The sequence below is a fragment of the Nocardia tengchongensis genome (genome assembly GCF_054781395.1).
The window spans coordinates 1-13,516 of record NZ_BAAGUM010000008.1 but is presented as its reverse complement, the minus strand read 5'-3'; the positions used below and the strand labels follow the sequence as shown (position 1 = coordinate 13,516).

Annotated in this window: 14 protein-coding genes; 10 read left to right on the top strand and 4 right to left on the bottom strand. The window is 67.6% G+C overall.

What is annotated here, in order from left to right; translation table 11 throughout:
• Positions 1-196: 196 nt before the first annotated feature.
• From ACYVKL_RS22875 to ACYVKL_RS22850, 6 genes are all read left to right on the top strand, one after another.
• A complete protein-coding gene (locus ACYVKL_RS22875; protein WP_379174331.1) occupies positions 197-901 on the top strand; it encodes a nucleotide-binding protein in 705 nt (234 codons plus the stop codon).
• Positions 901-1,773: a ParB/RepB/Spo0J family partition protein gene (locus tag ACYVKL_RS22870; RefSeq protein ID WP_379174332.1), complete on the top strand. Its 873-nt coding sequence runs from the start codon at positions 901-903 to the stop codon at positions 1,771-1,773. Before ACYVKL_RS22875 ends, ACYVKL_RS22870 begins: the two co-directional genes overlap by 1 nt.
• Positions 1,774-1,945: 172 nt before the next feature.
• Entirely contained in the window at positions 1,946-2,182 is a 237-nt protein-coding gene (locus ACYVKL_RS22865; RefSeq protein ID WP_379174333.1) for a hypothetical protein, read from the top strand.
• A 120-nt stretch (positions 2,183-2,302) separates the two neighbouring features.
• Positions 2,303-3,967: a hypothetical protein gene (locus ACYVKL_RS22860; RefSeq protein WP_379174334.1), complete on the top strand. Its 1,665-nt coding sequence runs from the start codon at positions 2,303-2,305 to the stop codon at positions 3,965-3,967.
• A 466-nt stretch (positions 3,968-4,433) separates the two neighbouring features.
• Positions 4,434-4,826, top strand: a complete 393-nt coding sequence (locus ACYVKL_RS22855) for a MobC family plasmid mobilization relaxosome protein (RefSeq protein ID WP_379174335.1) — start codon at positions 4,434-4,436, stop codon at positions 4,824-4,826.
• 31 nt (positions 4,827-4,857) lie between these two features.
• The gene (locus ACYVKL_RS22850) at positions 4,858-7,560 is read left to right on the top strand and encodes a relaxase/mobilization nuclease domain-containing protein (protein ID WP_379174337.1); all 2,703 of its coding nucleotides are present in this window, start codon (positions 4,858-4,860) and stop codon (positions 7,558-7,560) included.
• A gap of 90 nt (positions 7,561-7,650) precedes the next feature.
• Here ACYVKL_RS22850 and ACYVKL_RS22845 read toward each other — a convergent pair whose 3' ends face one another.
• Positions 7,651-8,280, bottom strand: a complete 630-nt coding sequence (locus ACYVKL_RS22845) for a hypothetical protein (protein WP_379174338.1) — start codon at positions 8,278-8,280, stop codon at positions 7,651-7,653.
• A 175-nt stretch (positions 8,281-8,455) separates the two neighbouring features.
• On the opposite strand from ACYVKL_RS22845, the gene ACYVKL_RS22840 reads away from it, so the two are divergent.
• The 4 genes from ACYVKL_RS22840 to ACYVKL_RS22825 all read left to right on the top strand — a co-directional run bounded on the left by ACYVKL_RS22840 (position 8,456) and on the right by ACYVKL_RS22825 (position 11,157).
• A complete protein-coding gene (locus ACYVKL_RS22840) occupies positions 8,456-8,695 on the top strand; it encodes a hypothetical protein (RefSeq protein WP_379174339.1) in 240 nt (79 codons plus the stop codon).
• Between the two features lie 209 nt (positions 8,696-8,904).
• Entirely contained in the window at positions 8,905-9,129 is a 225-nt protein-coding gene (locus tag ACYVKL_RS22835; RefSeq protein ID WP_379174340.1) for a hypothetical protein, read from the top strand.
• 100 nt (positions 9,130-9,229) lie between these two features.
• Positions 9,230-10,186, top strand: coding sequence for a hypothetical protein (locus ACYVKL_RS22830; protein WP_379174341.1), 957 nt, complete (start codon positions 9,230-9,232; stop codon positions 10,184-10,186).
• Positions 10,187-10,926: 740 nt separating this feature from the next.
• Positions 10,927-11,157: a hypothetical protein gene (locus ACYVKL_RS22825; RefSeq protein ID WP_379174342.1), complete on the top strand. Its 231-nt coding sequence runs from the start codon at positions 10,927-10,929 to the stop codon at positions 11,155-11,157.
• 486 nt (positions 11,158-11,643) lie between these two features.
• Here ACYVKL_RS22825 and ACYVKL_RS22820 read toward each other — a convergent pair whose 3' ends face one another.
• The 3 genes from ACYVKL_RS22820 to ACYVKL_RS22810 form a co-directional block, all read right to left on the bottom strand.
• Entirely contained in the window at positions 11,644-12,273 is a 630-nt protein-coding gene (locus ACYVKL_RS22820; RefSeq protein WP_460772767.1) for a recombinase family protein, read from the bottom strand.
• A 2-nt stretch (positions 12,274-12,275) separates the two neighbouring features.
• The gene (locus ACYVKL_RS22815) at positions 12,276-12,776 is read right to left on the bottom strand and encodes a hypothetical protein (RefSeq protein ID WP_379174343.1); all 501 of its coding nucleotides are present in this window, start codon (positions 12,774-12,776) and stop codon (positions 12,276-12,278) included.
• A gap of 176 nt (positions 12,777-12,952) precedes the next feature.
• The coding region (locus ACYVKL_RS22810) for a tetratricopeptide repeat protein (protein WP_460772763.1) at positions 12,953-13,516 on the bottom strand (564 nt) is incomplete at its 5' end.

Below are 13,516 nucleotides of genomic sequence, written 5' to 3'. Positions count from 1 at the left end.
GAGGAGCGTGTCGACCGAGGAGGGAAACGCTTTACCGGCGGTAAAGGGTTGATACGCCGGGTGGGTGTTCAGTGATCTGAACCGGAATCGGGCGTAACCGTCGGTGTTTCACCGTGACGGAGACTGGGCGGCCTCGTATGCTGCGGACGCAATCCGAGTAGCCCCGTTGGGGTGAAGCAACGGAAGTGAGAACTCAATGGCTGCCGTATACGTGCTGCTGAACCAGAAGGGCGGAGTCGGGAAGTCGACTCTCGCAGTCAATTTGGCGGCTGTGACCGCCGAAGTCGCTGGCGACGGCCGCGATGACGGCCCTTCCCCCGTCGCCGCAGTGTCGATCGACCCTCAGGGTTCCGCAGTGTGGTGGGGGTCCCGCGTCGACAACCTGCCCTTCCACGTCGTCCAAGCCCACGCCGACCTCGACGGCCTGAAGCGGCTGCGTGAACTGCCCGGCATCGACCACGTATTCGTCGACACCCCGGGCTGGCTGGACATGGCCGAGGAAAAGGAAGGCGACGATCCCTTCGGTGAAGGTGCCGCCGGTGACGCGCTGCGCGCGGTCCTAGAATGCGCCGACCTCGTGATCGTGCCCATCACCCCCGAGCCGCTGTCATTCGACCCCACCGCCCGCACCATCCGCAAGGTACTCCAACCTCGCGGCCTGAAATACAAAGTGGTGCTCAACAATTGGGACCCGCGCGACGGTGAGCAGGACCGCGACGACACCATGGAATTCATTCGAGCCAACAACTGGCCCGGAGCGAAGACCGTCGTCCGCCGCTACAAGCTGCACACCCGCGCCTCCCTGAACGGCCAGGTCGTCACCGAGTACCCCACCAACGGCACCTCGCTGCGGGCCCGCGAGGACTTCTACAAGCTCGCCCTCGAACTGCGGGTGGCGTGATGGCCACCCGAGGCGGAACCCGCAAGAGCCTGACCGAGCTGCTCGACGCGGTCGGCGACAAATCACCGATCGATGGCGACGACACAAAACCGGCACCTGCCGGCCCACCGACCTCGGCGACGCTGGACGAACTGATCGCCAACCCCCGCAACCCGCGCGACGACCTCGGCGACCTGTCCGAGCTCGAATCGATCGTCAAAATCCAACTCCAGCCGGCGCTGGTCGTCACCCGCACCGCATACCTGGGCCTGTACCCCGACGACGAACCAAAGCTCGGCGCCGCCCGCTGGGTGGTCATCAACGGCTGCCGCCGCTTGGCCGCTGCCCGTCGCTATGGCCGCCCCGACCTTGAGTTCGTCGTCAAGGACGAGGTCGCCGCATCCCGAGTGATCCTGCTCGGTGCAGCCATCACCGAAAACGTTGCCCGCCAAGGCTTTGACGTCATCGAAGAAGCCCGCGCGATTGAGTCGATGGTTGCTGAATGCGGCAGCGCCGAGATCGCGGCCCGCGAGCTGGACCGCTCCGAAGGCTGGGTGTCGCAACGTCGCGCCTTGTTGAAACTCGCCCCCGAGCTACAGGCCGCCCTGCGCCGCGGTGACCTCGCCATCCGCGTGGCCCGGACTCTGGCCAAGGTGCCCCTGGAGGCACAGGTCGAAAAGTGGCTGGCCAGCCGGGACAAGCCCAAAGGCGACAGCGTCGAGCGTAAGCCAAAGGACCACGGCCCGGCGGACCCGTCGCAGATCGCGAAGGCTCTCAAGAAGTTCGGTGCCGAACCCGACACCCTCGCCGAAGCGATCACCGACTACCTCGACAACGACCAGCTCCAAAAGCTGGTCGACTCCCTGGCCGCGACACTCATCGCGCAACGGTGAGCCAGGTCGGTGTGCTTTACCGGTGGTAAGCACACCGACCCATGCGTCCACGTGCGCGCTTTACCACCGGTAAAGCTGTCCGGCCACATGGCCGCAATCAACTTCGGAAGTATTCCCGCGCACACGCGTGCATAGCAGCGGACATGCACACGAACTCGTAGCGTCGTCTGCCATGACCAACTCAGCCACCACCGAGCCGGTGCAGCTCCCAATCCGCCACACCCGCGCCAAGAGCGAGAAACGCTCTTTCTCAACGCAACTCAGACGCGACACCCTGCTGCGACTGGAATGGGTCATGCAGCACGGCTACGTGCTGACCGACACTGTCGACGCCGCAGTCAACGCCTACCTCGACTCCGCAGGTGTCCCACACCCCGACGCGGACGGCGGCATGCCGCCTGAGTTCTGAACTCCGCTCGAAGGGTGTCGCGCGCTCACCTCGATCGAAAGATTCCGATGAAGGCTCGCTTTCCGCGCGGGGCACGACCCTCATTGACTCTGTGAAGCTCCCATCCAGAAGGGGAACAAGATGTTCCGTCGCAAGCCCACTCCCGCCGGCGGTGACGACCCGCTGCTCACCGCAGACCTGCCCGCCCGGGTCGAGGCCGCACACAGCCGTCTAGCTCATCAGGACGATCCGGCGCTGCAGGCCGCGCTGTCGGTGCGGGAACTGGCCGAGGAGCGGGGTGTGGCCGAGCGGGTGCGTGAGCACGGGCGCACCGAGCAGCTGGCGGACCTGGAGATGGCCGAGGAGACGGCCGCCTCGGTGCGCAAAGCCGCTGCGGCCGTGGTGCGTACCGAGGCTCGTGATCTGGTGACCGCGCGGCAGGCGCTGGCGGCGCTGCGTCGTGAGTCGAGCCCGCATGCGCAGCTGGCCGAGCTATACCGGGAGAAGAAGCTCGCGGCGATGGCGCTGTCGGGCGTCGTGCTGGCGATGATGCTGTTCTCGGCGACCAACGTGCAGCACAACCTCGCACCGGGCGGGCCCAGCGAGCCGCTGTACTGGATGAGCTACCTGCTCGAAGCAGGTCTGTCGGTCGTCCTGGTGATGTTCATGCGCAGCGGATCCGCGGTCGCGCGGTGGGGGATCAAAGACAGCGACACCGGGATCCGCATCACCGAGGGCGCGCTGCTGCTGGGGTCGATCTACCTTAACGTCTTCCCGTACATGCACGCCCGCGGCGGCTGGGAGTGGCAGTCGATCGTCGCGCACGGGATGGCGCCGGTGGCCATGGGCGTCGCGCTCATCGCCCACGGGCTGATCGCCAAGCGGTTGGGTGCGGCCATCGCGAAGGCGTCGGCCCTGATGCCCACCGACGCCGAGGACGACACTGCGGCCCGCCTGGCCGCCCTCACCCGCGTCGTGCCCGGCGTCCAGCACTCGGTGCGGGCCGCCGAATCCACGCCGGTGCAGGAGTCCGCACTCGAGGCCGAAGAGGAGGTGCTGGCCGAATATGAGCGCGAGCTCACGCCCCGCACTACGCCCGCACTTGAGGCCGAGGAAGTCCGCACTTGGCTGTCCGCACAGGAGGCAAGTGTGGACCCTGCACTTGCCGCTGCGGACCCCGCACTTGCCGCTGCGGACGCTGGTGCGGACACCCCGCACTACATCGGCAGCACCGACCTGGCCGGCACCCCGCACTCTGCTGGTGCGGGTAGTGCGGACGGTGCGGACGTCGAGATCACCGCTGAGTTCCCTGCTTTCGTGCCATCCGGCACCAAGGGGACGAAGCAGGTCATCGAGGCTGCACCGGTCGCAGCGGAGACTCCCGCGCCGACCCGTACCGCCATGTCGCCCGCACCCGCACCCGCCCCGAGCTCGTCTCGCACCGCTCGCCCGCACCAGCGTCCGCATCCGACACCGCGCACCACGCCCGCACTTTCTAGTGCGGGCCCGGTCGCACGGACGGCCCTCGCACTTGCACCGGTGCAAAGTGCGGACCTAGTGCGGGCCGACCTGCCCGCACTGGCGCACGAAGTGCGGGCCCAGCGCGTCGGGGCACGGCTGCCCTTCGAGACCGTGGTGCGGGTCCTTGAGATGACTGCCGCGGGCGAGGTACCCAACGCGATCTATGTCGAGACCGGGGTGCACCACAAGACGATCGGCAAGATCCAGGACACCGCCCTGCAGTGCGCCTCGCACCGCGCCGGCGGCAGCGCCCGGGTGATCGAGCTGCGCAAGACCGACCGCTAGTTCATCCGCTTACGCGACAGCCCCGGCGGGCCGTATCCGCCGGGGCTGTCGCGTTTTTGGACATTACTCGGTCTCGTGACAGGCAACTCCCACATCGTGTCCGTCAGACAGCACGTCCTACACAACCCATCACCAGCAGCGTCCGCGACCACCATTCACCTATGAAGTCCCGATCGCAGACCCTCCGACTGATCGAATCCCGGTACACTCATACTGAACCCCAGGCGGAGCAAGTTAACACTTACCTATGGTAAGCGAGTGCCCCTCACAGGGTGAGGGGACCACCCGGGGACGGGTGGGCGCTGCGCTGGGCGTCGGCAGGGCCGAGTGAGAGGTGGTTGCGGTGGGCGCGAAAGCGGTCGGTTCGGAGCAGTCGGAGGCAGGTGTTCGGCGGTCGCAGAACATCGCTCGTTCGCAGCGGCGGCGCCGCCGGCCGAACATCGATGGGCCCAAACATGTTGTCCAGGTGGTGCTGTCGGACGAGGAGTTCGCGCTGGTGCAGCGGTTCGCGGACGAGGCGGGCATGACGGTGCCGTGGTATCTGGTGCAGGCCGCGGTGAACCCGGTCCCGGCATCGTCGAACGGATCCGGTGACGGGAAGCCGTGGTTGTCGTGGCCGAAGAGGGTCGCGATCCGAGGTGAGTTGATCTCGGCGACAGGTTCGTTGGACGCGGTCCGGTTGGAGCAGTTGACGAAGGCGTGCGGCAATCTCAACCAGATCGCGCACGCGGCGAACGTCACCGGGACCGTGGCCGAGGACGTTCTGGAGACGAACGCGGAGTTGCGGGAGCTGGTCGAGGATCTGCGCGAGCGCGCCGAACGGATCGAGGAATACGCGCGGGAAGTGACCCGGCGATGAGCCCGCGGGCACCTGCCAAGAGGCGGCCTCGATGATTCCGAAGATCAAGCGGGGCCAGAAGATCGGCGGCCTGATGGTCTACCTGTTGGGCCTGGGTGACCACAACGAGCATCGGGATCGGCACATCATCGCGGGATCACCGACGGTGATGCGCGCCCAGTTCTTGGAGCACTTCGACGGGCCCGGTGCTGATGTGTCGGCCGCGTCGCGGGAGGTGGCGCTGGCGGTCGCGCACGAGCTCGACATTCCGCGCAAGCTGTACGGCACTCAGGTGCGGATGAAGGCCAAGCCGGTTGCGGCCGGCGTCGGCGCCCGCGATGTCGGTCTGGACGTCGTCGAGCCCGCGGTCAAGGGCGAGAAGGCAGCGATGCGTGATGCCCCGGTGTGGCATTGCGTGCTGGCGCTGACGCCCGGGGAAGAGCTGTCCGACGACCGGTGGTCGGAGGTCGTGACCGAGTTCATGACCCGCATGGGCTTCACCGGGACCCCGGATGGCAAGCGCGCCCAGGCACGGTGGGCGGCGGTGCGGCACGGGCATTCCGGGGAGAAGGGCGAGGGTCAGGACCACATTCACATTGCCGCGTCGCTGGTGCGTGAGGACGGGTCGAAGGTCAGCACCTTCGACTACGGCGAGGGAAAGGCCAAGGGCGACTGGAAGCGTGCCCAAGAGGTCGCGGGGGAGTTGGAGCGCGAGTTCGGGCTGAAGGTGCTGGCGAGCCGGAACGAGGGCGGCGGCCTGTCGGGGAACAGTCGCGCGGAGATCGAACGTGCCCGGACACGGACCGGGGAGACCGAGCGAGAACGGTTGCGGCGCATGGTGCGTGCGACCGCGACCGCGTCCGAGTCGGAAGCCGAGTTCGTGCAAGGGTTGCGCGAGGCGGGGATCTCGGTGCTGCCTTATCCGCGGAATCCGAACGCCACCACCGTGACTGGCTACTCGGTGCGCCTGCGTCACGGCGACTCCGAGGTCGGTCCGTGGCTCGGCGGCGGGAAACTCGCCGGGGATCTGTCACTGAGCGCGTTGCGCGAACAGCAGTGGGACGACAACCCCGAGGCCCGCGACGCGGCGGTGGCGGTGTGGAAGAACCGTGGCACCAAGCAGGCAGGCCGGGCCCGCGCCGAGGGTGTCGACGGGTGGCAGCAGGCCGCGACCGCGGCCGAGCAGTGGCGGGAACGGCTCGCGGAAATCCCGAGCGGTGACCGCGCACAGTGGGCGTGGATGGCGGGACAGGCTGCCGGGGTGTTCGCGGCGTGGTCGGAAGCTCTCGAAGGTGACCAGCCCGGAGCGTTCGCGGCGGCAGCCACGGAGTTGACGCGGTCGGCGCAGCTGCACCGGCGCACCGACCGATACCAGCCGCCCCAAGGTACGCACCCGAGTCTGTTCGAGGACGTGGCGCAGCTGCTGCTGACCCAGCAGGGCGGGGCGCGGCCCCGCAGCCACATGCCAGGCTCGCCCAGCAAGGCCGATGACGCCGTCGTCGTGATGGCCGCCGTGCTGCTGGCGTTGATGCTGCTGCTTCTGCTGCTGGCGATTGCTGTCGTGTTCGAGGTCGCGCGGGCCCACCGGTCGCGCGGTGAACTCGCCCGCGCCATGGCGGTGGAGAACACGGTCCGTGAGCATTTGGATCCGGTGCGTGCGAGCTGGGAGACCGAGCTGCAGGATCGCCGCGACCAGTGGGACCGCGATGCCGCCGACGTGTTCACCGCCGCCGCCGGCCGCGCCGCGCAGCGCGTCATCGAGCGCGAACCCCAACCCGAGCCCGACACCCGCAGCGGTGCGAGCGAGCGGTTGGCGAAGGAGCGGGAGGAGAACCTGGAGTGGGCGGAGCAGGTGCTCGCTTCTACGAGCGGTCCGATCATGCCTCTGCCGCCGCAGGCTGCCAGTCAGACGCGGCGGGCCTACTACACCGAACTGTCCGAGGACGAGAGGAACCAGCGGCGGGTCTGGGCGATCAGCAGCGCCCAATTCGCTTCCCGCGATCCGCAGCCGCGCGGGTGGACCGATGAACTGCTCGTCGCTGAACATGCGCACCGGCGCACCGAGGTCGAGCTGCTGGCCGCCGACATCGCCGAACGGCGTACCGGCCGTGGCCCGCACACGCGGCAGGTCCTTGCCGACAACGCCGCGCTGGCCCAGCAGGCGGAGAAGATCGTGCCCGCACTGCAGGCCCAGGCCGCCGCCGACGCTGTCCTTGCCGACAAGCAGCAGCTGGCCCGGCAGAAGCAGAGACTGGAGCGGCAACTGGAGGAGACGCCACGCCGGCGCGTGGTGACCCGGGGCAAGTTGGCGACCCAGCTCGCCGAAACCGAGGCGGCCCTGGCCGATATCGCGCCCGAACTCACCGCCGCCGACGCTGCCGCCAAGGCGGCGGCCAAGGCGACAGGCGTGCCCGTCCGCGAATGGGACACGACCCTGCGCGAGGCCACAGAGCAGCGCCAGCAGTGGCGCCTGCGCGAGGCTCGCGACAAGGACCAGCGCGATATCGACGCCGACACCACATACCTGTCGAAGTTGCAGCGCGACCTCGACGGCGTCGAATCCGAACACGCCCGCCGGGTGAAACTCACCCCCGAGCAGCGTGCTAGCGAGGCCCGGATCCGCACTCAGGGCAAGGCCCAGCAGAACCCCGGCAAGAAGCGCACGCCCCCCACACCCGGCCGTGCCGCCGGGATGCCGCCGCCCCCACCGCATCTCAGGCGTGGCTCCGACCGTGGACGTGGGCATGGCATGTGAGACCACCCGTTGAGTGCGGGATGCTGCGGTCGGTGAGGTGGTTGCGTTCGATGGTGCTGCCGCGCCAGCTGACGCTGGCTTGCCACTTCTTCAGCGGCGCCCGCGCAGCAGGCGACTCGACAACATCGCTTCGAGAAGGGATTCCGTCGCCCGCACGGTGCCAGTGTGCTCGCCGCGGGCGAGGGTCCCCGAGCGGGCCCACCCGGTGAGAGTGGTCAACACTTCCCGGACGCTGCGGGGAGAACTGAGCACGAGTTCGACTGCAGCGCGGTGCGCCTGAGCGCTGGCGGGCGCGGTCTGGGCCGGGGCGGGTACCGCGGTTTCCGGCGGGGCGATGGGTGCGCTGAAGCCGTCGTGGTACGCCTGCAGCGCTTCGTAGATCAGTGGGTGCATCCGCTGATCGACGAAGCGCTGCAGGACGTTCACGGGCGGGGCCTGGCGGCGGCGGTGCGCCAGCACCCGCAACAGCTTCTCGGTGGCGGCGGAGTCGGAGAGGACCTTCTCGACGGCACTGTCCGGAGAGATGGAGCGGCTGCGCTCGACCACCTTCTCGCGGACCTGCTCATGCACTTCGACCGCCCGCCCGCCGGCGCGAGCAGCGCGGCGTTCCTCCGAGGCCAGGCGGCGGCATTCCGGCGAACACCACACCGATGGACGGCCGCGCTGACCGGCCGTCGAGGCCACAGGATCGCCGCATCGCGGGCATGGGGTGGTCGCCATTTCGCGAGCCTACCGATTTTCGCCGGACGAAATTTGACCGAAACTCCACGAGAGTGCAAAAGGTGTGTGGAGTTTTCGAGTCGTGTTCGTGACCGAGATCGGGGAGATGGTTCTGGGTAGGGCTGTCGGGGTTGGGGGTTACGGTTTTCGGTGGGTAGTTGGAAGGGGGAGGGCAGTGCAGTATCGGTATCTGTGCGGGAACTGCGGCATGTGGCACGACTTCCCGTTCTGCCCGTTCGGCCGGACGCCGGAGCCGCCGCGGGTGTTCACGCCCGGGGAGATGCAGACCCTGCGGGAAATCCGTCAGCTCGAACGCGCGGGTGTCATCTCGATGCGCAAGCCGATTCACCTGCGCTGGGTGTTCCTGCCGATGCTCGCCCTCGTCGTGTTCCTGCTACTGGTGATCGTGCTCTGAGCAGCCCGCGGAAAGGCACCCACCGACGGCGCCACGCCGTGGGCGCTACCAACGCGACAGAACCGATCCCCGGGCCTGCGGCGACAGCCTCCAAAAGCACCCATCGAACACCCTTGGGCCGCAGCAACTTACCCACACCTCAAGGTGCGCGCGGATATCGTGAAGTCCGGTATCCGGCGGGTGGGCCGCGGGGTGGGGAGCGGTGAGTCGTGCGACTGGTGGATTGGTGGGACGTTGTCACGGTGACCGAGTGCCGTCCGCGGCTCGAATCGTTCTGCAAGTGCGAGGAGTACGGGCGGACCACGCGGGAGCTGGACCGTGACTGGATGGCCACGATCTTCGAGTGGCGCAAACGGGTGTTGCTCGGCAACGACCACGAAGACCAGGAATGGCGTCTGGCCTACCTGCGTGAGGCTCGCGTCCGGATGAACTGAGCGCTGGTGCGATTCCCCTGAGGTGTGTCGGTGAGGGTGGGCACCATTAAATGTGCACCGATCCTGGTGCATCGCAGGGGAATTCGATAGGGGGCCTCTCATGGGCCGTGATACCAGCCGTCACCACGCCTACGAGCTGTGGACCGACGAACGCTACGCCGAACTGGTCGAGCTGCTGGCGACGGAGTTGCCACTCGCCGAGATCGCACAGCGGACCGGCCGCAGCACCTCCGCCCTCCAGAACCAGCTGCGCAAGCTGGTCCCGCTGGACTACTCGCTGCGTCCCGGCGACGCCGAAGAGGTGGTGCGGACGCTGCTGGTGCCGCCGAGCTACGACTGGCGGGCAGTGCTGCGCGAGCGGGCGAAGCGCGTGAACCAGGTCTACTGGGACAGCGAGAAGAACGACCTGCTGCGGCAGGGATGGGAACAGGCTCGCTCGATGGAGGAAATCACCGAGGCGGTGGATGCCTCCGAACTCGACGTCGCCCGCCAGCTGATGCGCCTGGACCTGGCCGAGAACTCGCGCGAAGTCGCCCAGCGGCTGGGCTGCGACCCGACCGGCACACTGGCCGGCCGTCTGCGCCTGGCCGAGGACCGTGCAGCCGCCGCGGTGTGGGTGCTCGTCGTCGACGGCACCCGGGGCACCGGACGCATCCCGGTCGGTGTCGCCGAGGAGCGCCGCGACCGCCGGCACGTGTCGGTGCACCTGGACTACGACACAGCAGACCTCACCCTCGACGACCTGCTGCGCGCCCACACCGACGCCGGTGGAGACCTCGACACGGTCACCGCGTCGATCACCGAACGCACCGTCGGAGACCTCACCGTCGGGGAAGTCGCGAACCCCGCGCGTCCCGCTCGGTCCGTCGAAATGGCTGAGGTTCTCGAGCTGCCCGACCTGGACGCCGAACTTGCAGACCTCCAACCGGATCCGGCGCCGCCCGCCCGTAAGCCGGAATCCCGCGCGCTCGGCCTGCCCCCGATGCCGCCGTCACTGCGGCGCCGGCTCGATGCCGCAAACCGCACCACTGCCGGGCAGTCGGAGGAACCGGCGTAAGCCATGGCCACCCTGGAAGAGCAGTACGCCGAGATCATCGCCGAATCTGTCCTGAGCCGCAGCACTACGCACCCGTGCCCGATACAAACGGGCCATATCTGAATCATCAACTCCGATCCGCATCGCGCGATTGCGACACGCAAAGGCGAAATCCTCGACACGCCGGGCGGTCCTGAAAAATCTCCCGGCGGAGTCGTCCTGTGAAGATCGTCTGTTCACGGCAGGCATCCGCCCGGCCGTGGCGATTTCCGTGCGGATCGTCCGCTTCGTGTCATCGCGGACGAGAGGGGCGAATTGGTGTGGACCCCTGGACTTTTGGATCGCTTTCCCTGACCTTGAGCCGGATATGTCATAACACGAGACCGGGCAGTTCGGTGGTAGGCCGACAGGGGTGTTGCTCCATAAAACCGGCAGCGATTTGTGATCCAATAGCGGTGCCCTGTTGGCGCCCCGGGTAGGTGCTGCCGACAAGGGATTTCGATTCGGCAGGGGTTGGTCGCCCGCGCAGATCGGAGACGAGGCGGCCTGGGAACTCGGTCGGCGGATCGGTAGTTGTCCGTCAGTGATCCGGGTCTAGACTGTCGCCTTGGATTCGACTCGCGCGTGCGTTCGATTACTGCCGAGTCTCTGACCTACACAGCCTCTTTCGCGAGAGGCCCCTGGCCTGGCCGCTGCCCCCAGCGGCGGCGGCCAGGTCACCGCCGAACCCGGCGGTGACCATCGTAGGAAAGGGGGCTCAGGTGGATCCCGATCCGCCCGAGCAGTCGAATCCCGACACCCAGGACAGGCCTTCGGATCTGGAACGGGTGAGGGCGGCAGTCAACCGCTGGTGTCCGGCTATCGCTTCGGGACTCGATCTCGTGGCAGGGGTTCTTGACCTGTCAAACAGCAACAGCCTGGCGCAAGCGCTCAGGCTGTCGGCTGTGGCACTTCGCGCGATCTATAGGTTCTCAGGCCGTTCGCGCAAGTGACCAGGTGGCGCTCGGGTCGACGGGAAACCGACGATCCGGGCGTTTTCCTTTTATAGGACGCACATACGGTAACGCCGAACCATCGGCGCAACTTCCGTCGGGACACCGCAAGTGTGGCCCGAGCCACACGAAAAATCGTGTAGTCGTGTGCGCATCGCCCCGCGACCTTACCCCCTTAACGGGGGTAAAGTTGACTCGTAACGGTCACAAGCTGATGACATCCCGATGCCATCCGGATGCCATTTCGATCCCATCCAGATCTCATCCAGATCCCATCCGGATCGGATCCTGGTGGGATTGCTGCAGGTAGAAGCGATAATTTGGCCACGCCGACCCGGCCTCCCAACTTTTCCCATGGGGACCGTAAAGGGGGCATTGCAAGGCAAGACTTTCCTCTCATTGGGGACATAGCCCGCGCGTCGCCCGCCCACGCGGCCTTGGTCCGCAGAGCAGCAAATGCGGGCGGTACCGCCGCTCCGGGCACAGCTAGAGCTGGCCCTTATGGCGAGACGGCAGCAAGTCGTCGTACACGGCGACATCGGGCAGCGGCTGGCGGTCGACGGGCAGAGCGGGCCCGGAGTTGAGGTAGCTGTACACGGTCTCGCGGCTGATCCCGAACTCTCGGGCCAGAGCCGCCTTCTTCTCCCCGGCGGCGGCCCGCTGACGCAGCTGGTGGGCTTGCTCGTCGGTGAGGGCGTGCTTGCGGCCGGTGTAGACGCCGCGGGCCTTGGCTGCGGCGATGCCCTCGCGCTGGCGTTCGAGGATCAGGGAGCGTTCGAACTCGGCGAAGGCCCCCATGACCGACAGCATGAGGGTCGCCATGGGCGAGTCCTCCCCGGTGAAGGTGAGCTTCTCCTTGACGAACTCCACCTGCACGCCCTTGCCGGTGAGGGTGCGCACGATGCTGCGCAGATCGTCGAGGTTGCGGGCGAGGCGGTCCATCGAGTGCACGCGCACGGTGTCGCCCTCGCGCACGAAGGCGATCAGCTCGTCGAGCCGCGGGCGGGCGGCGTCCTTGCCGGAAGCCTTGTCGACGAAGGTCTTCTCAACGTCGAGGTCCTCCTGGCGGGCGGTGTTCTGATCGACGGTGCTGACCCGGATGTATCCAACCCGCATGGCTATCGCGCCTCCCCTCGGCCGCGGAGCTTCATCGCCTCCAGTTCGACGGTGAGCTCGGCCTCGGCCTCGACCGTGGTGATCGGGTCGGCGCCGGGCCAGGCCACATGGGTGGCCTGGTAGGTGTCCGGGTCGCCGGGGTCACCGGGGATTTGGTGCGCGTCGACCTGGACGCCGCAGTACACGCAGCGGGTGCTGTCGTGGTCGGCGCGCACGGGTGCGCCGTCGCGGCAGGCGATTTCGCGGCCGATGACCGCCTGCAGCTTCATCCGCAGCTCGGCGTAGATGTTCGTGACCGCCTCGGCGTCGCGGGCGGTCTTCTCGGTGATGGCCTGCCCGAGCGCGCGCCAGTGGTGTCCGTCGACCACCACCAGGTACCCGCCGTGTCCATCCTTGAGGCCGTCGCCCCACAGCCGCAGCGGCGAAACCCACTCCCACGTCGTCACGGTGGGCCAGGTCCGGCGCACGCTCTCCGGGATCGGCTGGTTCTTCCAGTTCGGCATGACGGTCTCCTCCGCAAGTCCCACACTGTCAGATTGAAGTCTAGGACATGAGCTGACATGTGTCAGAAAATCGGCCGAATCGACCCTAGATCAACACTTTTAGGCAGGGTTGGAACTGTGGTGCTGGGGTCTACCCCAAACGACAGGTTGTGAACACGATGCCGCGACCCGAGAAGTCAACTGTTCCCAGCGCGCGCCCGCTGAAACCAGGTCTCGGCGTCGGCGAGCTCACCCCGCTTCTTGAGCAGGAACCCGAGGTTGGTCATCGCGCGCCCGTGGCCGGTGTCGGCGGCTTTGCGGTACCAGGTCTCGGCGTCGGCGAGCTCACCCCGCTTCTCGAGCAGCAACCCGAGGTTGGTCATCGCGTCCGCGTCGCCGGTGTCGGCGGCTTTGCGATACCAGGTCTCGGCGTCGGCGAGCTCACCCCGCTTCTCGAGCAGGAACCCGAGGTTGTGCATCGCGTCCGCGCGGCCGGTGTCGGCGGCTTTGCGATACCAGGTCTCGGCGTCGGCGAGCTCACCCCGCTCGTAGAGCAGCACCCCGAGGTTGTACAGCGCGCCCGCGTGGCCGGTGTCGGCGGCTTTGCGATACCAGGTCTCGGCGTCGGCGAGCTCACCCCGCTTCTTGAGCAGCAACCCGAGGTTGGTCATCGCGCGCCCGTGGCCGGTGTCGGCGGCTTTGCGGTACCAGGTCTCGGCGTCGGCGAGCTCACCCCGCTCGTAGAGCAGGAACCCGAGGTT